Genomic DNA, 19,135 nt, shown 5'->3' on the forward strand with positions numbered 1-19,135 from the left:
GCCCACACCCGACTGGAAGGATGACGACCATGTACTACCTGGCACTGTTGGCGGGCGAGGAGAACGGCGCGGGGTCGACCCCGGGGACCCCGGAGTTCGGGGATGCGGTGGCCCGGCACGAGAGGTTCTGGGAGTCCGCTGGCACCGCACTCGTCGGGGGCGGCGCGCTGTACCCGACCGCGGAGTCGGTCACGATCCGCCACGAGAACGGCAGCGCGCTCGTCACCGACGGGCCGTTCGCCGAGTTCTCCGAGGTGGTCGGAGGGTTCTATGTGCTCGAGGCCGACGATCTGGACGCGGCGCTCGAGCTGGCCCGGCAGATTCCGGACGCCTCGGAGGGATTCGTCGAGCTGTGGCCGATGGTCTTCTGGCGGCTGGAGGACGAGCACGCCGGGTGCTATCTCGCGGTGCTGCGCGAGCCGGCGGGTGCGGCGAACACGCCGGGGTCGGCGGAGTGGGACGAGAGCATCGGCGCGCACGCCCGGTTCGGGGAGTTCGCGGGCCCTGCCCTCCGCGGTGGCGGCGCGCTGTATCCGCCGTCGTCGGCGACGACGGTCCGCGTTCGCGATGACGAGCTGCTGCTGACCGACGGACCGTTCACCGAGGCCGCCGAGATCGCCAACGGCGTGTACCTGCTCGCGGCCGCGGATCGCGAGGCGGCGACGGCCATGGCGGCCCGCATCCCGCTCGGCCCCAAGGGCTGCATCGAGCTGCGACAGATCGTGGACGAGTGAGTGCAGGTCGACCAGGTTTTCAAGGCTGAGTCCGGCCGCGCCATCGCGACGGTGGCGCGGCTGGTCGGTGACCTCACGCTGGCGGAGGACGCGGTGCAGGAGGCCTTCGCCGAGGCGATCAGGAGCTGGCCGGGGACGGGGATGCCCGCGAACCCGGGGGCCTGGATCACCACGGTCGCGCGCAACCGTGCGTTGGACCGGCTTCGCCGGGAGTCGTTGCGGGGCAACAAGGAACTCGACGCCACCCGGCTGTTCCCGCCGACGGAGGAGGAGGTGTGGCCCGTGCGGGACGATCAGCTCCGCCTCATCTTCACGTGCGCGCACCCCGCGCTTGCTCCCCAGGCACAGGTCGCGTTGACGCTTCGCCTGGTCTGCGGCCTGACGGTGGCCGAGATCGCGCGGGCGTTCCTGCAGCCCGAGCCGACGGTGTCGCAACGGCTGACCCGCGCGAAGAGCAAGATCCGCACGGCCGCCATCCCGTTCCGGCTGCCGCCGGAACACCTTCTCCCTGAGCGTGTTCCGCAGGTTCTCGCGTGCATCTATCTCGTCTTCACGGAGGGATACTCGGCGACCTCGGGAAGCTCGGCGATCCGTGGCGAGCTGTGCGAGGAGGCGATCCGGCTCGGCCGATTGCTGTGTGAGCTGATGCCCGACGAGCCGGAGGCGTGGGCGCTGCTCGCGCTGATGTTGTTGCAGGACAGCCGGAGGGGAGAGCGGATCGCCGCCGACGGCACGGCCAGGCCGCTCGAGGAGCAGGATCGCACGCGGTGGGATCGCGGCCGAATCGAGGAGGGGATGCGGTCCCTGGCCGCGGCCAGGCATTCCACGGGCCAGTACTTTCCGCAGGCGGTGATCGCGGCAGCGCACGCGGGCTCGCCGAGCTGGGATGCCACCGAATGGACGGTGATCGTCGCGGCCTACGAGCGGTTGCTCGAGCTGACCGGTTCGCCGGTGGTGGCGGTGAACCGGGCCGTGGCGGTGGGTTTTCGGGACGGACCGGAGCGGGGCCTGGAGGCGCTGGACGCGGTTCCCGACGATCCACGGCTGGCCCGGTTGCGGGTCCCGGCCAGGGCCGACCTGCTGCGACGCCTCGGCCGCAGCGCCGAGGCCGAGGATGCCTACCTCGCGGCGCTGGAGTCGGCAGGCAACGAGACGACCGAGCGGTTCCTGCGGCGACGGCTCGAGGAGGTCAGGGCCACCCGCGCGGATGGGCACTGACATTCCGGGGCGGACTGGGGGTCGATGAGTTTCCGTCGGCTCGACTGTCTACATCGGTAGGCACCGGAAGTTTGCTCAGGCGAAGGAGGGCGACGTGCTAGAGGCTGAATTCACCGCGACCATGCGCAAGAGTGCGAGCAAGGGTGGCTGGACGTATGTGGTGTGGCCGGAGTCGGTGACGTTCTTTCGGACCAGGGGCCTGGTGACGGTCCGACTGATCGAGCGGATCGATCAGCCGGGCTCCGGTTCCTTCGTGAACGGCGTTTCGTCGCCTGGATAGATTTGGCCCCGGGGATCAGTTCCAGCGCCGCGATTGACAGCGTGGTGGTCAGAGGCATCGAGCCGAGTCGAGCTTGTAACGTGCGTTCGACATGACGATCGATTCGTCGCGTCTGGGGGTGAAGGCTTTCGCCTCGGTCTCGTTCTCGGGGATCCAGACCGATCCTCCCTCCACCCGCCGAATCTCACCCTTGCTGAGGATGGTCGGGTCCGCCTGGACGAAGGTTCCCTGATTGTTGAAGAGGTATACGAGTTCGACATCGCGGCATGCGGACCGGACACGGTTCGCGACCGTCATCCCTTCTGCTTCTGATTCGCCAGGCCCGTCGTAGCTGGTCACCGCGATCTCCGTGTATCCGTCTGCTTCGGCGCCGGCGGGAGCAGGCCAGGTGCATTCGCGGAAGAGGACGGTCCCCGCGGTTCCGCCCTCGTTCTTCTCGTGCGGGTCGTCCAAGCCGTGCCGGACCATGCAGGCTTCAACGGCGGCTTTGCGCTCCTCCCCTTCGGCCGGTTTCAGTGGGCCGGTGAACGCCACGACGATCCCGACGATCGCTGCAATGATTCCGATGACGCCACCCACCAGTGTCACGAGCGCGACAGGCTTGTGGAGGAAAGGTTGTCCCTGCGGAGCGGCGCCGAACCGCCGTGTGCCGTCGCTCGGTTCTCGCCGTTCCTCCGCAGTGCCCTCGTCCATGACTGAGTCGCCCTTCGACGGTGCGAGCGTAAGTTCGCGGGACGGGTTTCGAACGCCGACCAGGAGAAAACACGTTCGCCCTGTCGCAGAAGCCCGTCCGTTGAGGGGTGCTGGGATCATATTCCCGAACTGACCGGTGCGTACAGGCAGTGGCGTCACGGTTCGGTCGATCGCCAGTTCGATGGTGGCCTTGTGATCATCCTCGGGCGAGCGAGTCGAGGGCGTCGTCGATCGGGGTGTTGCCGGTGTTGAAGCCGATGAACAGCCCGACGGTCGCCGGCCGCACCAGCACCTCCGCCGCCACCCGCGCGACGTCTTCGCGGGGCACGGTGCCCGACTCGAGGCCCGGCCCGACCTCGATCCTGCCCGTGCCCGCGTCGAGGGTGAGCGTGCTGGGGCCGAGGATCGTCCAGGACAGGGCGGTGCCGCGGAGATGGTCGTCGGCCGCGGCCTTGGCCTCCGCGTAGGGGAAGAACGAACTGTCGCTCGGTACGCCGTGGTCCGCCCTGGCCCCGAAGTAGGACACCATGACGTACCGGTCGACGCCCGCGCGCTCGGCGGCGTCCATCGAGCGGATTGCCGCGTCCCGGTCCACGGCGTAGGTGCGCGCGGGGTCACCGCCGCCCGCGCCCGCCGACCAGACCACGGCGTCATGCCCGCGGATCAGCGCGGCGATCCGGTCGGTGTCGAGGTGCTCGACATCGGCGACGACGGCACTCGCGCCGGTCGCCTCGACGTCTGCGGCATGCCCGGGATTGCGGATCACGGCGGTGACCTGGTCGCCCCGGCCCGCGAGAATCGGTGCGAGATGCCGGGCGATCTTGCCGTGACCGCCGATGATGACGACGCGTGCCATGCCGGTTCCTTTCGTCGATGTCGCTGCCAGTACAGCGCGCTGGTCTGGCCCGCGCAACGGACGGCCGGCCTGCCACCGCCGCGCAGTGGCAGGCCCCGGACCTCAGGCAGCCGCCTTCTTCACGAGCTCGCCGATCCTCTTCTCGTCGGCATCGGTCAACGTCGTCAGGGCGAACGCGGTCGGCCACATGGTGCCGTCGTCGAGGTTCGCGATGTCGTTGAAGCCGAGCGTCGCGTACCGCGCCTTGAACTTCTCCGCGCTCTGGAAGAAGCACACGACCTTCCCGTCCTTGGCGTACGCCGGCATGCCGTACCAGGTTTTCGGTGCGAGGTCCGGTGCGTTGGCCGTGACGATGGCATGGATCCGTTCGGCCATCACGCGATCGGATTCCGCCATCCCGGCGATCTTCTCGAGCACGTCCTGCTCGCCATCCGCCTTCTTCGTGCGGGAGCCGCGGCGGGCGGCCGTCTTCAGCTCCTGGGCGTGTTCCTTCATCGCGGCACGTTCTTCGTCGGTGAACGCCACTGCGGACTTGGACTTCTGAGCGGTCATCGGTCTATCTCCTTCGTGTCAACTGTGGTCGGGACGATCGTGAAGCGTTGGAGCGGTGCTCCCGGGGTCACCGCACGCCGACGAGCCTGCGTGCGCTGCGCCGGGTGTACGGCAGCACGAACATGTAGAGGCCGCTGAAGAGCAGCACGGCGAGCGGGAGCAGCGGCAGGTAGGAAAACCAGATGGCGGCCTTCAGCGCCACGGCGACCGTGGCGACGATGACGGTGACCGTGAAGACGATGGCCGTCCAGCGGTGGATCTGCCGAAACCTGTTGTTCCAGTTCATGGGGACTCCTCGGGATGACGAGAGACGATGGCGTCGCGGACGGCGGTGGGGGTTGGACTCAGCGGTCCTGGATCAGCCCGAGGACATTGCCGTCGGTGTCGGTCACGGTGGCCACCAGGCGGCCACCGCCGACCTCGTTTGCGGGTTCCTTCACCGTGGCGCCCGCGGCGGTCATCTCGGCCAGCTTCGCCTCGATGTCCGGCACGTGCCAGTAGGCCACCGGCGCGGTCATGCCCTGCGGTCCACCACCGGGCACCAGCCCGATGTGCTGGCCCTCCGCCTCGAAGCCGACGTAGTAGGGCGAGTCGGTCTGCGGCTCCACACCGAGCAGCGCGGCGTAGATCGTCTTGGCCGCCGCGAGGTCGGACACGGGATGCAGAACGGTCTTGATTCCCTGGGTGGCAGTGCTGGTCATGATCACTCCTGAAGTCGTGGGTCGTGTCGACCCGGGTTGTCCGTCTGTCGAGGTGAACCGGACGTGTCACCACCATCTCCCTCAGCGGGGCCTGTCCACATCCGTGGTGACCACGGAACCTTCCACTGATCGGCGCACGGATCGCCCGTGCCCGACACGGAGACCGTCCGAAAGTCCTGAGTGCGAGGCGGATACTGCAAAATGAGGCCCATGACGGCGACAGTGGACATCTCCGCTCGGGAAGCCGAGGTGCTCACGCTGGTGGGGGAGCACCTCAGCAACGCGGAGATCGGTGCGCGACTGTTCATCTCGGTTCGCACGGTGGAGAGCCATGTCTCCTCGCTCCTGCGCAAGCTGGAGGTCCCGGATCGGCGGGCACTCGCCCAGCACGCGTCCGAGCCGGCTCGCGCCGACCGTTCGCACCCGGCGCCGGACCTGCCCGCGCCGCTGACCTCGTTCATCGGGCGGGGGCGGGAGCGGGCCGAGCTGACCGAGATGGTCAGGAACGATCGGCAGGTCACCGCGGTCGGCCCAGGCGGTGTCGGCAAGACCCGGCTCGCGTTGTCGGTCGCCGCCGAGGTGGCCGAGGAGTTCTCCGACGGCGTGTGGTTCGTCGACCTGGTGCCGATCACCAGCCCGGACATCGACGTGGTCGCGGGCACGGTTGGCCTCGCGCTCGGCCTCGGCGAGCAGCCCGGCCGCGGCATGGACGAGTCGGTGCTGGCCGCGCTGGCCGACCGTCACGCGCTGCTCGTCCTGGACAACTGCGAACACGTGCGGGACGGGGTGGCGCCCTTCATCGAGCGGTTGCTCGCGGCGTGCCCACGGGTGACGGTGCTGGCGACCAGCCGGGCCCGGCTGCTGGTGCCGTTCGAACGGGCGTACACGGTCCCGCCGATGTCGCTGGCCGGCGACGGTGAATCGGACGCGGTCGCATTGTTCATGGATCGCGCGGCGGCGAGCGGCTGGCCGCCCAATCATGCACTGCGGGAACAGGTTGCCGCGTTCTGTGGGGGATTGGACGGGATGGCGCTCGCGATCGAGCTGGCCGCGGCCCGCTGGACCACCCTCGGGCTGGACGGCCTCACCGACGGGTTGTCCGACCAGCTCCGGATGCTCGCGGGCGGTGCCCGCACCGACGATCGGCACCGCTCGGTGCGGGCGGCGCTGGACTGGAGCCACGCCCTGCTGGAACCGGACGATCGAGTGCTCCTGCGCCGGATGTCGGTGTTCATGAAGTCGTTCTCCGTCACGGCGGCCGCGGAGGTCACCGCGTCCGGGAAGGGCGTTGTCGCGGACGGGCTGGCCAGGCTCGCCGAGCAGAGCCTGCTGGCGGTGACGGCGTCCCCGACCGGGACCGAGTACCGGGCGCTGGAGACCATCCGCCAGTACGGGATGGAGCGGCTCGCCGAGGCCGGTGAACTGGACGAGGTCCGGTCCCTGCACCTGCGCTGGTGTCTGGCCGAGGCCGCCGAGCTTGCGGTGGTCCGGGCCGACTGGCGGGCACGATTCGACGCGGTGGCCGACGACCTCCGCGCGGCCCTGGCGTGGGCGGCCGACCGGCAGGAGCTGCGCGCGGAGGCGTACGGCCTCGCCCGGCAGCTGGCCGAGCTGACCTTCACCCGCCACCTGATCGGCGAGTCCCAGCAGCGGTACGAGCAGGCGGCCGCGCTCGCGGACGACTCTGCAGCCGCACCGATGCTCCGGCAGGCAGCGGCGGTGGCCGGATGCCGGATGCGCGGTGACGACATGTACCGCCTGAACCGGGCCGCCGCGGACGCCGCCCGGCGAGCCGGGGACACCGCGGGCGCCGCCGCCGACCTGGCGACCGCCGCCACCAACGCCTACCGATTCGCGAGCAAGTTCGTCAGTCCGCTTCCGCCGGGGGAGGCGATCGCGCTGATTGCCGAGGCCGAGGAGCTGGCGGGCGACGACCCGGCCGCAAGGGCCGCGGTGGCGCTGGCCGAGGCCGGGAGGGCACTCACCGAGGCGTTCGGTGCGGCCGAGGGCTCACCCGACGTCGTACCGGAGACGATCGCGTGCGCCGAACGGGCGGTCGAACTGGCCCACCGGGCCGGCGACCCGCTCGCCGAGTCCGCCGCGCTCGACACGCTCACCGGCACCCAGAGCTGGGCCGGTGACCCGTTCGCCGCCGCGGCCACGGCGCGGCGCCGGATCACGCTGCTCGCGTCCGCGCCGCGCACCCCGACCGGCACCCACGAGCTGATCGACGCGCTCGGTGAGGCCACCGAGGCCGGCCTCGGCGTGGGGGACCTTCCCGGTGCCCGCCGGTGGGCACGGCAACTCGCGGATCATCCGATGCTGGCCGAGGTCGGCCATCGTGCGATCAGCCAGCTGCTCGTGGCCGACGCATTGGCGGGCAACGTCGACGAGGTGCTGACCCGCAGTGCCCGGTTCCTCGAGGCGTGGCAGCGGGCAGGCAACCCGACCGGATCGGTTCTCGGTGCTGCGGTCGCGGGCGTGGAGATGATCCACGGCCTGCGCGACGACCAGGATGCACGGCACGAATGGTCCGCCGTGATGGATCAACTCGACACCCCGGCGGAACACACCTACGGCTACCGCGCGGTCTACGACTCGATGCTGTTGCTGCACAACGGGGATGCGGGCGGGGCGCTGGAACGGATGGCGCCGGAGCCCGGCGAGGTGTGGCGATGGGTCACCTGGGTCTGGCTGCACTGGTATGTGGCGCTGCGCGCCGAGGCCACGGTGCTCGCGGGCAGCCCCGATGCGGCCGACCGCCTGGCCGAGGCCGGGACCATCGTGGCGGGCAACCCCGTCGCCGGTGCCATCGTGGAGCGGGCCGGTGCGCTGCTCGCCGACGACCGGGAGCGGCTGCTCGCCACGGCAGAGGCGTTCGACGCCGCCGGGTGCCGCTACCAGTCGGCGCGGACCATGGTGCTCGCCGGCGGCGACCACGCCGCCCGCGGGGCGGCCGCGCTCGCCGAGCTCGGCCTCGCCCCGATGACCCCGCGCGGGTAGCGGTGACCGAGGCGGGACGCCTCGGTCAGGAACCGCCGGCCGAGGCGAGGGTGCCGACGCCGAGCGCGGCGAGGATTCCGGCGCTGACGGTCTCCAGCCGCTCGGTCACCTTGGGCCTGCGCAGCAGCGCGACGAGGCGCGACGCGGCGACCGCGAAGGCGCCCATCACCACCAGCGCCACCACAGCCTCGACCGCCCCGAGGGTCATCGCCGAGCCGAAGGTCACCTGGTCGAGGAACTGGGGGACGACGGCGAGGTAGAACAGGCCCATCTTCGGGTTCAGGGCGCACGAGAGCACCCCGGCACCGAACGCGGATCCGGTCGAGGCTGCGACCGGTCCCGTCGCCGCGGGCCCTGCCGCCCGCCGCCGGAGCAGGGCCCGGACCCCGAGGTAGAGCAGGTACAGCCCGCCTGCGATCTTGACCACTCGGTAGGCGGACGCGGACTGCTCGAGCAGTGCCGCGACGCCGAGGGCCACCACCACCGCCCAGAACAGGCTGCCGATGGACACCCCGACGGCGGCCGCGACGCCGGGGCGGGTGCCGCCGATGCTGTAGCGGAGCACCAGGAACGAGTCGGGTCCCGGCATGAGCGCGAGCAGCAGGCACAGGCCCGCGAAGCTGAGCAGGGTGGCCGTGGTCATGGCGAAAGGAAACCGCGGATCAGGATTCGAATCAAATCGGTGTCATGGGCGCAGCGCGGCGAAGTCGGCGCCGGTCATCTCGACCGACAGCTCCCACAGTTCCCGCGCCAGCTTCGGGTCCCGCGCGCTCTCGTTGCGACCGCACCGGGTCACGGGTCCGCGCATGCCCCGCAGCTGCTCCGGGCCCAGGTAGTCGCCGTTGTCGACATCGGGCATCGTCGCGCCGTAGAGCTGGCTCAGCGCGCCGTCGGCCTCGCTGTTGACGACGATCCGCATGCCGAGCCGGGTGAGCGACGCGAGGCCGGGTATCGGCGGCAGCATCGCGTCGAAGAGGTTGGTCGCGGCCACGCCAGGGTGTGCACCGATCGAGATCAGCGGGCTGCCCGCGGCCGCGGCCCGTCGGGCGAGCTCGGCGCTGAAGATCAGGTTCGCGAGCTTGGACTGCCGGTACGCGGCCATGCGCTCGTACGGACGTCGCTCGAAGTTCGGGTCCTCGAGGTCGATGGTCCCGCCGTAGTGCGCGATGCTCGCCAGGGTGACCACTCGCGGCGCCGGGGCCCGCAGGAGCAGCGGCAGCATCGCGTCGGTCAGCGCGAAATGGCCGAGATGGTTGGTGCCGAACTGGGTCTCGAACCCGTCTGCCGTCGTGCTCTTCGGGATCGCCATCACCCCGGCGTTGTTGATGAGCACGTCGACGGAGTCCACCGCCGCCGCGGTCTCGGCGGCCGCGGCCCGCACCGAGGCCAGGTCCGCCAGGTCGAGCCGGACCAGCACGTGTTCGGCGGTGGATCCGGCGGCGCGACCGGCCGCCCGGACCGATTCCAGCGCGCTCGCGGCGCGCTCGAGGTCGCGACAGGCCAGCACCACCCGGGCGCCCGCGCCCGCGAGCGCGGTCACGGCCTGCAGCCCGAGGCCGTTGTTGGCGCCGGTGACCATGATGGTCCGGCCGCGCTGGTCGGGCAGGTCCGCGACACGGAACCGCGGCTCGGCGAGCGGCCGCCTGGCCGCGCGCCCGGCCTCGATGACCGGCCCGGGGTCCGGTCGGCGGGATGCGGGCGGCTCGGATGCGGGCATGGCTCCTCCAGACGGTGCGGCGCGGTCCTGGCGTGCCCGACCCTACGGCCGACCGCGCCGCCACGCCCGGAGATCGCTCAGCCGCGGCCGAGTCGCTCGTCCGCGGCCGCGTGGGCGGCGGCCAACGGCGTGATGCCCGCGCGCTCCGCCCGGTCGAACAGCTCGCCGAGGGTGCTGCCGATGAGGTTCACCCGGGCCAGAACCTCGTCGTAGCCCCTGTTCTCGCCGTCGGCCAGGATCGCGAACAGGGCACCGCCCGCATTGGCGACGAAGTCGGGTGCCCACAGGATCCCCCGTGCGGCCAGGCGATCCGCGCCGTCCGGGCGAACGAGCTGATTGTTCGCCGGACCCACGACCGCGCGGCAGTCGAGGCCGTCGATCACCTCGTCGGTGAGCACGCCGCCGACGCCGGCAGGGACGAAGACGTCCGCGGGCACGGCCGGGGCGTCCTCGGGCCGGACCCAGCGGGCGCCGATCTCTTGCGCCAGCGCCAGCTTTCCGCCGTCGATGTCGCTGACGGTGAGGACGGCGCCCTCGGCCGCGAGCGTGCGGGCGAGCCGCGAGCCGACCTGCCCGAGTCCGCTGATCGTGATCCTCAGGCCCGCGAGGCCGGAGCCGGGGAACGCGCGGTCGACGGTCGCGCGCAGGGCGGAGTAGACGCCGACCGCGGTCGGCTCGGCCGGTTCGCCGATCCCGCCCGAGGCGGTGGGCAGGCCGAAGACGTGTGCGGTCCGTTCGCGGACGATCTGCATGTCGGCCGCGCTGGTCCCGACGTCCTCGGCGGTTCGGTAGCTCCCGCCGAGAACGTCGACGATGTCGGCCAGGTCGAGCATGGCCGCGCGGCGGCGGTCCCCGTCGAGGACCTCGCCGGGTGCCAGGGTGATAACGGACTTGCCGCCGCCGGTGTCCAGGCCCGCGACCGCGCATTTGAGGGTCATCGCGGCGGACAACCGGAGCGCGTCCTCCATGCCGGACTGCCAGTCCGGGTACTGCCACACCCGGCAGCCGCCGAGCGCGGGCCCCAGCCGGGTGGAGTGCACGGCGACGGTGATCGGGAGGCCCGAGCGCGGTCCGCATTCGAGGGCGACGTGTTCGTGGTCGAAACCGCTGCGCTCGGTGCGGGTGACGGGGCTGGCTTCCAGGGTGGTCATCGTTGACGTCCTTCCGATAGCTGGGCTGGGTGGCGATCAGGGCAGTGTCGAGATGCGCTGTGTGTCGACACCACAGTCGATATGGCTGGCAGAACAGTCAATAGTGAGATTCCTGGCTGATCGCAGTGATCAGTCAGATGGGGTGACCCCGGTCACGGGTGTGACGCAGCGCTCAGTTGTCCGCCGATCGGCGGACCCGAGGTTCCACCGGAGGACCGGCCGATCGGCGGACAGACGCCAGCCCCGCCCCCGGCGAGAGTTGATCCGTACCCGAACCCAGGAGGAAAACCCCATGACGACAACACAGGCGGCGCCGCAGCTCCGGCGGGTGCTGTTCATCGGAACCCCGGCGGCCTTCGTCGAGACCGAGCGGTGGCTCGTGCGGCACGGCCTGGAGTCCACGCGGGCGCTCGGTGACGACCTGCTCGGCGCGATCGTCACCGAGGACGTGCTCGACGGGATCTGCTCGGCCGCCGACGCTGCGGCGGTGCAGCACGTGCGCGCGCTCGGGGTGCCGTGCGTACGGATGGAGCCCGGTGCGCCGGTGATGCTCCTCGCCGCCTGTTAGGTCTGGGTCGGATCAGAAAGGTTGAACAACAAGTCATTTCATTTGAATGAGACAGGCCATCGGGCGTCAGGGGCCGGCTCGCGGATCGCGCGAGCCGGTCTCTGCTGTTGACAACCCGCTTTCCGAACTGCCATCCTCGCCGTAGGTCATGAGTGCCAGCAGATAGCCCCGGCTTGCTGGCCGGCAACCCTCCACCGCGGTGGGGTGCCCCGGGTGACGACCTGGCTGTGGTCCAACACCGGACCCGGCAAGCGCGGGCTCGTTGTCTTCCACAAGCACACGGGTCCCTGACCGAGGGATGTCTGATGACTGCTGTACTCACCGCCACCGCCGTTCGCTCCGACGAGCGCTGCTCCACCGACCGGCCGTTCGCCGAGGTCTCCGGCGCCGACCTGACCGTCCCGCTGTCCGGCGGCGGGACCTGCACGTACGCGAACTTCGACTACGCGGCAAGCGCGCCCGCCCTGGCGCAGGTCACGGCGCGCGTGCAGGATCTGCTGCCGTACTACGCCAGCGTGCACCGGGGCGCCGGGTACGCCTCGCAGGTGTCCACCGCCAGCTATGAGGGAGCACGCGACGTGGTCGCCGGGTTCGTCGGGGCCAGGGCGGACGACGTGGTGGTGTTCACCAGGAACACCACCGACTCGCTGAACCTGCTCGCCGGCTGCGTGCCGGGCGACACCGTCGTCCTCGACATCGAGCATCACGCAAATCTGTTGCCCTGGAAGAAGAACGGCGCGCGGATCGTCCGGTCCGCTGACACCGTCGCCGAGACGGTGCAGCGGATCGTCGCCGAGCTGTGCAGCAAGCCGGCCGCGCTGCTCGCCGTCACCGGCGCCTCCAACGTCACCGGTGAGGTGCTGCCGATCGCCCGGCTCGCCGAGGTCGCGCACGCCTGCGGGGCGCGGATCCTGGTCGACGGCGCCCAGTTGCTGCCGCACCGGCGGGTGGACATCGCCGAGCTCGGCATCGACTACCTGGCCTTCTCCGGCCACAAGCTGTACGCGCCGTTCGGGGCGGGCGCGCTCATCGGCAGGCGGGACTGGCTGGACGCCGCCGAGCCGTATCTGGTCGGTGGCGGCGCGACCCGCGACGTCTCGGCGGCGGGCGTCGACTGGGCTCCTGCCCCGCAGCGGCACGAGGCAGGGACCCCCAATGTGCTCGGCGTCGCGGCGCTGGCGGCGGCCTGCACGGCGCTGGCCGGGCTGGACGCGGACGCCTCGGAGCGGCACGAGCGTGCCCTGTGCGCGCGGCTCGTCGACGGGCTGCGCGGCATCGACGGTGTCGAGCTGCTCCGGATCTGGTCCGACTCACCGGATTCGGTCGGCATCGTCACCTTTGCCGTCGACGGCTGCACGCCGCGTGAAGTGGCGAGCTACCTCTCGGATCGGCACGGCATCGGGGTACGCGACGGTCGGTTCTGTGCGCACCCGCTGCTGGCCCGGCTCGGCAGGCCGGACGGTGCGGTTCGGGCGAGCCTCGGGCTGGGCAGCCATGCGGCCGACGTGGACCGGTTGGTCGCGGCGCTGCGGGAACTGGTGGACGGTCGCCGACCCGCGGCGGGCCTTGCCGGGTAAACTCGCGCCATGGCACCCGTGACGACCGTGGCGACTGACGCTCGGTGGTGCCGTCGGCATGTGGATCTCTGCCGTACCGCGTCGGGCATGTGTCTGGGCTGAGCTCGTCCCCAGCTCATCAGCTCGCACGCATCCCTCGAGGAGACCCATGTCCACCATTTCGACTTTCCGTACCCGGCCGCTGCATGTCGCGGTCGAATTGTCCGGCGCCGGACACCATCCGGCATCCGCGGCGCACACCGACTTCCGGATCCCGCTCGGGCTCACCGACTATTGGGTGGACCTGACCGCGCCTGCGGACCCCGATGCGCAGCTCGACCTGGCCGCGGTTCCCGGCACCGTTGTCCGAATCCGGGCGCACGACCTCCGCGGGGCACAGCAACAGCGTGACCGGATCCGGGCGGACGTCGCGGCGGATGGCCGGGACCCGGACTCGGTCACCGTGCTGCTCGACGTCGAGGTGCTCCTCGGCGATGATTCACGTTCCGCACGAAGGGAACTGGCCCTGCTCGACGGTGGGCTCCGGGGTGCCCGGCTGCCCGACTCGATCTCCTACGTCGGGACGGCATCGGGGCTGGCCGGGCTGATCGCCGACATCAGCGCGGCTGGGGTCGCCGACGGGGTGACCCTGCTGCCGCTGGTCCTGCCCCGCGTGCTCGACCGAGTGGTCGACGACGTGCTGCCGCTGCTGCACGAGCGCGGCCTCACCCGGCCATCGGCGACGCTCGGCGAGGTGCTCGGTCAGTTCGGGTTGACTTCCGGCAGAAGCATTCTCGCCTCGTAACTGGCACATGGTGGCGGGAGCCGTCGGTCGGTCATGCCGGCCGGTGGCTCCCGCCGTCGTATGCGGTCAGGCCGCCACGGGCTCGGTGATGATGCGGACCCGGGGGTCGGGATCGAAGCGGTAGCCGGTGCCGCGGACGGTGGACACCAGCCAGCCGTAACGCCCCAGCTTCATCCGGACCCGGGAGACGTGTACGTCCACGCTGCGCCCCGCCCGCTCGCGCTCGCCGAGATTGCCGCTCAGCTCGAGCAGCCGACGCCTGGAGACCACCACCCGCGGCCGTCGTGCCAGGTGGGAGAGGATCTCGAACTCGGTGTGGCTCAACGAGACCGGCACGCCGCGGGTGAACACCTGACGGGCCGGGAGGTCGATGACCAGCGGCGCGTCGATGACCGCCGGCTTCGAGGGTGCGGCGGCGGGTGTGGGTGCGGTGTCCATCCGGGCCCGGGTGCTGACCCCGGGGAGGAGCTCCTGCGCGGTCGCGCGAAGGGCGTTCGCGAGGGCGACCAGCTGCTGCCGATCGGTGGATCCGGTGTTGCTGAATTGCAGGGTGAGGATGAGGTCGGGATTCGAATCCCGCTGTCCCAGTGTGGAATCAATCATGGGTAACTCCCAGTTCAATTGTGATGGTGTGCGCCGGTCGTGGTTAACGACAGCTGCGACACTCACTCCGAACGGGGGAGGTGAAGGTGGAGGTGGGCATGGTGATGTTCGCCGCCGGGATCATTCGCCGAGCGGGGTCGGGCGGAAGTACTGGCCGTCGTGGTACAGCAGGGGAGCCGCGGCCGCCTCCGCGTCGTCCTCGTCGTGCACCCGCGTGACCAGCCCGATGACCAGCGTGTGGTCGCCGATCGGGATGAGCTGGTGGACGGTGGTCCGCAGCCAGATCGGAGTGCCGTGCAGCACCGGCTCGCCGGTCTCGAGGCGCTTCCACAGCGATTCGTCCGCGAAGCGCTGATCGGCGCTGCGCGAGAAGCGCTGGGCCAGGTGCTGCTGGTGTTCGCCGAGCAGGTGGATCACCAGCGAGTCGGCGCCGTGCAGCGCCTTGATGGACGAGGAGGTGTGCGCGATGTTGAACGAGACCAGCGGCGGGTCCAGCGAGATCGACGCGAACGAGGTGGCGGTGAAGCCGACCGGCCCAGCCCCTGAGTCGAGCGTGACGATGGTGACGCCCGCCGGGTAACGGCGCATCGCCGCCCGGTACTGGTCGGCGGTGATGCCGATCGGGTCCTCGGGGGTGGCTGCGTTCGGCAGGTTCTCGAGTGGCTGTGACAACGGATTCTCCGGATCTTCGGCTGCGCTAGATGCACGCACCAGCGGTGCGTGCGACGAGTCGGATCAGCTCGGACACCGGCTCGCGGAGGTGCGGCACAGGTCGACGTGTCGCCGGCTCCACACTCCGTCAGTCACTTCGCCTCCAGGGATCTGTTTTCGCCCACTATAGGACCCGGGTCAGTCGACGTCGATGGCCAGCCCGGCCGTGATGCGGAGCAGCTCGGTGAAGGTGGTGCGGAACACGGTCGCGGGATGGCCTGCCGCCGCCCACAGTTCGGGGTACTGGGAGAGCGCAGCATCCACATACGTCGGCAGATTCGTCGGGTGCCCGACCGGGGCGACGCCGCCGATCGGCTGGCCGGTCACCTCCAGGACCGTGTCGGCGGGTGCCCGGGTCAGGGCGCCCTCGAGCCGTTTGCCGGTGTGCTCGATGTCGACCCGGTGGGCGCCGGAGACCAGCAGCAGGATCGGGTCGTCGTCGAGCAGGAACACCAGCGATTTCGTGATCGCGCCGACCTCGACGCCCAGCGCGGCTGCGGCCGCCTCGGCGGTGTGGGTCGACTCGTCCTGGGTCACCACCACACCGTGATGGCCACGGGAGATCAGGACGCGCGCGACGTGGGCGGCGTTCGGGTGCAGGAGCCTGGCCATGCCCCACAGTAGGACCGGCACGGCGGCTGCGCACGGCATGCGGGCCGCCGTGTCGCGGCACTCACGCCGCGGCGGCCGTCTGCCTGGTGTTCCTCGCGGTGCAGCCGAGCATGAGCGCGACACCCAGCACGGCGTAGATGACGAGCGTGACGATCGGCTGGCCGACTCCGGTGCCCTGGAAGTAGACGATCGAACGCACGCCCTCGGTGCCCGCTCCAGGGGTGATCCAGCGCCCGATGGCGGCGTAGAAGCCCGGCAGCACGTTGGAGCCGAAAGCACCTCCTGCGCTCGGGTTCCCGAGCACGACGAAGATCAGGATCGCCAGCGGCACCGCGAGGATCCCCACCGACGCCCGCAGGCCCATGGTGAAGATGCCGGTCGCGAAGACCACGCCCGCGCCGAGCAGCGAGAGCGGCAGCAGGTGGCCGGTGAAGGTGCCGAGCAGGTGCGTGGTGATGAGCGCGCCGAGGAATCCCGAGATCGCGGCGTACCCGGCCATGATCGCGATGTGCCTGCCAGCCTCCCGCAGGGTGCGCGGTGCGCCGATGAGCAGTCCGATGGCGGCGGCGAGCAGGTAGCCGCCGACCACCCAGCCGAGCGAGAGGTAGAAGCCGGACAGGCCGCGGTTGTCGTGCACCGCGACCGGCACCTCGTCGCGGACGACGAAGGTGCGGTGCTCGGCGGCGTCGACCTTGGTGAAGATGCCCTCGAGGGCGGTCGCGGCCGAGCTGCCCGCGGCGTTGGCTGTGATGAGGGTGTCGGTGCCGGTGGGGCTGATGACGTAGGCGCCCATGATCTCGCGGTCCCGGATCAGCGAGCGCGCGTCGTAGGTGTTGGCCGCCGTCCTCGCCTCGACCGGGTGGCCGTCGATGAGGTTGAGCTCGTCGGTGACCTGCTGGCCGATGCCGTCGGGCAGGCCGATCTCGGCGACCACCGCGATCGGGATGTCGCGCGGGGTCGGCTGGTGGAACGCGGCCACGTAGCTGGTGATGAAGCCGAGCTGCAGCAGCAGCACGCCGAGGACCACCGCGATCATGATCTGCCGCGGGCTGTAGCGATCGGTCGGGCTGGTGGACCGGTGCGGTTCGGTGGTGGTGGTCGTCATGGCTTCCTTGCTCTCGCGGCGCATCCTTGCCGATACTCTCGGTATTGAATACCGTAGGTATCGTGAATGAGATCGGTCAAGGGAGAGCTGCGTCACCGCCGGGTCCGCTCGCCCGGCCAGGACGCGACGTGGTGCGCCAACGGCTGATCGACGCGGCCGCCGAGGAATTCGTCGAGAACGGCTTCGCCGCGGCCACGCTGGCGGACATCGCCCGCAGGGCGGGGTTCACCAAGGGTGCGGTGTACTCGAACTTCGAGTCCAAGCAGGACCTGTTCGCGGAGCTGTTCGCGCAGCGGTCCCTCGAGCTGGCCGGGCGGGTGCTCGCCGAGATCGCCGGGCTCAGCCCCACCGCCGCCGCGGGGCGTGGCGGCGAGACGATCAGCTCCTGGCTGATCTCCGACCCCGGCTGGGCGCTGCTCGTGCTCGAGTTCGGCCTGCAGGCCGCCAGGGACCCGAAGATCGCGCAGGCCTACCTGCGCGAGCGGCGGCACCTGCGCGGCCAACTCGAGGAGCTCATCGCCGAGCGGGCGGCGGACTGGGGCGTCGGCAGGCGCCTCGACGCCCGCAATACCGCGATCACGCTGATGGCGCTGATCTCCGGGCTGATGCTCGAGCACGCGGTCGACCCCGAGCAGGTCGACCGGCATGCGGTACAGACGGCGGTGTCCGAGCTGTTCGCCGGGGCGATCGCGAGCGCAACCCGCGGTTGAGTGGGCCCGCCCGCCTGCCACCCAACCGCGGCGCCGCGGTCAGTACACCGAGACCGGCGGGCGTCGGTCGGCCCACGGCATGGCCCGCTCGAGATCGCCCGCCAGCGCCAGTAGCGTCCCCTCGTCGCCGTACCGGCCGACGAACTGCATGCCGATCGGCCAGCCCTGCGTCGACTGGGCGAGCGGAAGCGAGATGGCGGGGTGCCCTGTCGCGTTGAACACTGCCGTGAACGACGCGTACTCGAAGATCCGGTCGTACCAGCCCCGCGCGTCCAGCGCCGGGTCGTCGGCGTCGAGGCGCCCGAGCGGGACGGTCGGCAGGCTCGTCGTCGGCGTCAGCAGGACGTCGAATCCGGTGAGGAACCGCGCGACCTCCCTGGTCACGGTGTTGAACACGCGTTCGGCGGCGTAGATGTCGAAGGCGGACAGCGTCTTCCCGTGCTCCACGCACGCGAGGGTGGTCGCCTCGAGGTGTTCCCGCCCTGGGGTCAGCCCCAACTGCGCTGCGGCACCGGTCACGGCATCGCCGAGGAAGCTGCACCACGCATCCAGGTTGGCGCGGTCGAACGCCGCGGAGTCGATCGACGGCGCCGCCTCGTGCACGTCGTGGCCAAACTCCGACAACTGCTGCGCGACCAGCCGCACCGCGGCCGCGCTCTCGGCGTCCACCGCGCGGTCCGGGTCGGCTGGGGTCGTGGTGAAGGCGATCCGCAACCGCCGAGATCCGGTCCGCGCCTGCTCGGCGAAGGGCCGCTCCTGCGCGGGGAACAGGTAGCGGTCGCCCGGCTCGGAGCCGTGCACGGCGTCGAACAGCGCGGCGCAGTCGCGCACGCTCCGCGTGATCGCGAACTCGACGCCGAGGCCCATCAGCGGATCGGCGAAGTCCGGCCCCGCGGTGATCCGGCCCCTGCTCGGTTTGAGGCCGACGGCCCCGCAGGCTGCGGCCGGGATCCGGATCGACCCGCCGCCGTCGTTGGCGTGCGCCATCGGCAGCGCGCCCGCCGCGACCAGCGCGGCCGAACCTCCGCTGGAGCCGCCGGCGCTGCGGGTGAGGTCCCACGGATTGCGGGTCGGGCCGCCGTAGGCCAGCGCCTCCGTTGTGGCGTTGAAGCCGAACTCGGGGGAGGTGGTGGTCGCCATGGTGGCCAGGCCGGCCCGGCGGAAGCGGGCCATCAGGTAGGTGTCGTACGGGTAGGTGACGCCAGGGCCGAACAACCGGCTGCCGCTGCGGGTCGGGACGCCCTCCGCGTGCGCGATGAGGTCCTTGATCGCGAAGGGAACTCCCGCGAAGACGCCGGTCTCGTCGTAGCCGAGCGGGGTCTCGTACCGCTCGCCCGCGATCGCGGACAACTGCGGGTCGACCCTGTCGAGCGCCTCGCCCGCGGCCGCCGCGACCTCTGCCGCGCTGACCTGCCGGTCACGGATCAGGGCCGCAAGGCCCGTTGCGTCCTGTGCCGCGTACTCGCCGATGTCCATCCGGTCCTCCTCGATGTGGTTGCTGGTTCCGCGGACGGTAGGGCGAGGCGGCGCGCCCGGCCTCCGTCGTTCTACGGAGGCGTT

Annotated in this window: 22 protein-coding genes and 1 riboswitch; of the genes, 9 read left to right on the plus strand and 13 right to left on the minus strand. The window is 71.0% G+C overall.

The genetic code is table 11. The features are described from left to right. The first annotated feature begins 29 nt into the window (after positions 1 to 29). From RM1_RS06440 to RM1_RS26735, 3 genes are all read left to right on the plus strand, one after another. Positions 30 to 734 carry a YciI family protein gene (locus RM1_RS06440; protein WP_072750604.1) on the plus strand — a complete coding sequence of 235 codons (705 nt, stop codon included), beginning with the start codon at positions 30 to 32 and terminating at the stop codon, positions 732 to 734. Then, complete coding sequence (locus RM1_RS06445) at positions 735 to 1,952, plus strand: RNA polymerase sigma factor (RefSeq protein ID WP_072750509.1); 1,218 nt, start codon at positions 735 to 737, stop codon at positions 1,950 to 1,952. It begins immediately after the preceding gene. Positions 1,953 to 2,046: 94 nt separating this feature from the next. Continuing rightward, on the plus strand, positions 2,047 to 2,232 hold the full coding sequence (locus tag RM1_RS26735) for a hypothetical protein (RefSeq protein WP_245816084.1): 186 nt from the start codon (positions 2,047 to 2,049) through the stop codon (positions 2,230 to 2,232). A 48-nt stretch (positions 2,233 to 2,280) separates the two neighbouring features. Here the strand turns inward: RM1_RS26735 and RM1_RS06450 are convergent, their stop codons facing one another. The 5 genes from RM1_RS06450 to RM1_RS06470 all read right to left on the minus strand — a co-directional run bounded on the left by RM1_RS06450 (position 2,281) and on the right by RM1_RS06470 (position 5,034). Then, complete coding sequence (locus RM1_RS06450) at positions 2,281 to 2,925, minus strand: hypothetical protein (protein ID WP_072750510.1); 645 nt, start codon at positions 2,923 to 2,925, stop codon at positions 2,281 to 2,283. Positions 2,926 to 3,121: 196 nt separating this feature from the next. Beyond that, complete coding sequence (locus RM1_RS06455) at positions 3,122 to 3,781, minus strand: SDR family oxidoreductase (RefSeq protein WP_072750511.1); 660 nt, start codon at positions 3,779 to 3,781, stop codon at positions 3,122 to 3,124. 102 nt (positions 3,782 to 3,883) lie between these two features. Next, positions 3,884 to 4,333 carry an iron chaperone gene (locus RM1_RS06460; protein ID WP_072750512.1) on the minus strand — a complete coding sequence of 150 codons (450 nt, stop codon included), beginning with the start codon at positions 4,331 to 4,333 and terminating at the stop codon, positions 3,884 to 3,886. Positions 4,334 to 4,400: 67 nt separating this feature from the next. Next, on the minus strand, positions 4,401 to 4,619 hold the full coding sequence (locus tag RM1_RS06465) for a hypothetical protein (protein ID WP_072750513.1): 219 nt from the start codon (positions 4,617 to 4,619) through the stop codon (positions 4,401 to 4,403). Between the two features lie 58 nt (positions 4,620 to 4,677). Next, positions 4,678 to 5,034: a VOC family protein gene (locus RM1_RS06470; protein WP_027500453.1), complete on the minus strand. Its 357-nt coding sequence runs from the start codon at positions 5,032 to 5,034 to the stop codon at positions 4,678 to 4,680. Positions 5,035 to 5,244: 210 nt separating this feature from the next. Here RM1_RS06470 and RM1_RS06475 point away from each other — a divergent pair, with 210 nt between their 5' ends. Next, the gene (locus tag RM1_RS06475; protein WP_072750514.1) at positions 5,245 to 8,037 is read left to right on the plus strand and encodes an ATP-binding protein; all 2,793 of its coding nucleotides are present in this window, start codon (positions 5,245 to 5,247) and stop codon (positions 8,035 to 8,037) included. A gap of 25 nt (positions 8,038 to 8,062) precedes the next feature. Here RM1_RS06475 and RM1_RS06480 read toward each other — a convergent pair whose 3' ends face one another. From RM1_RS06480 to RM1_RS06490, 3 genes are all read right to left on the minus strand, one after another. Next, positions 8,063 to 8,680: a LysE family translocator gene (locus RM1_RS06480; RefSeq protein ID WP_072750515.1), complete on the minus strand. Its 618-nt coding sequence runs from the start codon at positions 8,678 to 8,680 to the stop codon at positions 8,063 to 8,065. Positions 8,681 to 8,722: 42 nt separating this feature from the next. Continuing rightward, positions 8,723 to 9,754, minus strand: coding sequence for an oxidoreductase (locus RM1_RS06485; protein ID WP_083576559.1), 1,032 nt, complete (start codon positions 9,752 to 9,754; stop codon positions 8,723 to 8,725). Positions 9,755 to 9,831: 77 nt separating this feature from the next. Further along, positions 9,832 to 10,905 carry a Glu/Leu/Phe/Val dehydrogenase family protein gene (locus RM1_RS06490; RefSeq protein ID WP_072750516.1) on the minus strand — a complete coding sequence of 358 codons (1,074 nt, stop codon included), beginning with the start codon at positions 10,903 to 10,905 and terminating at the stop codon, positions 9,832 to 9,834. Positions 10,906 to 11,197: 292 nt separating this feature from the next. Between RM1_RS06490 and RM1_RS06495 the strand changes: the two genes are divergently transcribed. From RM1_RS06495 to RM1_RS06505, 4 genes are all read left to right on the plus strand, one after another. Next, on the plus strand, positions 11,198 to 11,473 hold the full coding sequence (locus RM1_RS06495) for a hypothetical protein (protein ID WP_072750517.1): 276 nt from the start codon (positions 11,198 to 11,200) through the stop codon (positions 11,471 to 11,473). A gap of 144 nt (positions 11,474 to 11,617) precedes the next feature. Continuing rightward, positions 11,618 to 11,733: riboswitch (SAM riboswitch) on the plus strand. Positions 11,734 to 11,778: 45 nt separating this feature from the next. Then, positions 11,779 to 13,050, plus strand: coding sequence for an aminotransferase class V-fold PLP-dependent enzyme (locus tag RM1_RS06500; RefSeq protein WP_072750518.1), 1,272 nt, complete (start codon positions 11,779 to 11,781; stop codon positions 13,048 to 13,050). 9 nt (positions 13,051 to 13,059) lie between these two features. After that, entirely contained in the window at positions 13,060 to 13,152 is a 93-nt protein-coding gene (locus tag RM1_RS27140; protein ID WP_354578721.1) for a putative leader peptide, read from the plus strand. Positions 13,153 to 13,198: 46 nt separating this feature from the next. Then, a complete protein-coding gene (locus tag RM1_RS06505; protein WP_072750519.1) occupies positions 13,199 to 13,834 on the plus strand; it encodes an LLM class oxidoreductase in 636 nt (211 codons plus the stop codon). Positions 13,835 to 13,900: 66 nt separating this feature from the next. On the opposite strand, the gene RM1_RS06510 is transcribed toward RM1_RS06505, so the two are convergent. From RM1_RS06510 to RM1_RS06525, 4 genes are all read right to left on the minus strand, one after another. Further along, positions 13,901 to 14,437, minus strand: a complete 537-nt coding sequence (locus RM1_RS06510) for a winged helix-turn-helix domain-containing protein (RefSeq protein WP_072750520.1) — start codon at positions 14,435 to 14,437, stop codon at positions 13,901 to 13,903. A 120-nt stretch (positions 14,438 to 14,557) separates the two neighbouring features. Continuing rightward, entirely contained in the window at positions 14,558 to 15,109 is a 552-nt protein-coding gene (gene dszD / locus RM1_RS06515) for an NADH:FMN oxidoreductase DszD (protein WP_027500460.1), read from the minus strand. Positions 15,110 to 15,286: 177 nt separating this feature from the next. Next, positions 15,287 to 15,760 carry a YbaK/EbsC family protein gene (locus tag RM1_RS06520; RefSeq protein ID WP_072750521.1) on the minus strand — a complete coding sequence of 158 codons (474 nt, stop codon included), beginning with the start codon at positions 15,758 to 15,760 and terminating at the stop codon, positions 15,287 to 15,289. Between the two features lie 61 nt (positions 15,761 to 15,821). After that, positions 15,822 to 16,865, minus strand: a complete 1,044-nt coding sequence (locus RM1_RS06525; protein ID WP_072750606.1) for an ABC transporter permease — start codon at positions 16,863 to 16,865, stop codon at positions 15,822 to 15,824. A gap of 71 nt (positions 16,866 to 16,936) precedes the next feature. Here RM1_RS06525 and RM1_RS06530 point away from each other — a divergent pair, with 71 nt between their 5' ends. Continuing rightward, positions 16,937 to 17,575: a TetR/AcrR family transcriptional regulator gene (locus RM1_RS06530; protein WP_245816110.1), complete on the plus strand. Its 639-nt coding sequence runs from the start codon at positions 16,937 to 16,939 to the stop codon at positions 17,573 to 17,575. A gap of 39 nt (positions 17,576 to 17,614) precedes the next feature. Here RM1_RS06530 and RM1_RS06535 read toward each other — a convergent pair whose 3' ends face one another. Further along, a complete protein-coding gene (locus RM1_RS06535; RefSeq protein WP_072750522.1) occupies positions 17,615 to 19,051 on the minus strand; it encodes an amidase in 1,437 nt (478 codons plus the stop codon). Positions 19,052 to 19,135: the final 84 nt, after the last annotated feature.

The sequence above is a fragment of the Rhodococcus maanshanensis NBRC 100610 genome (assembly GCF_001894865.1).
Lineage (GTDB): Bacteria > Actinomycetota > Actinomycetes > Mycobacteriales > Mycobacteriaceae > Rhodococcus_G > Rhodococcus_G maanshanensis.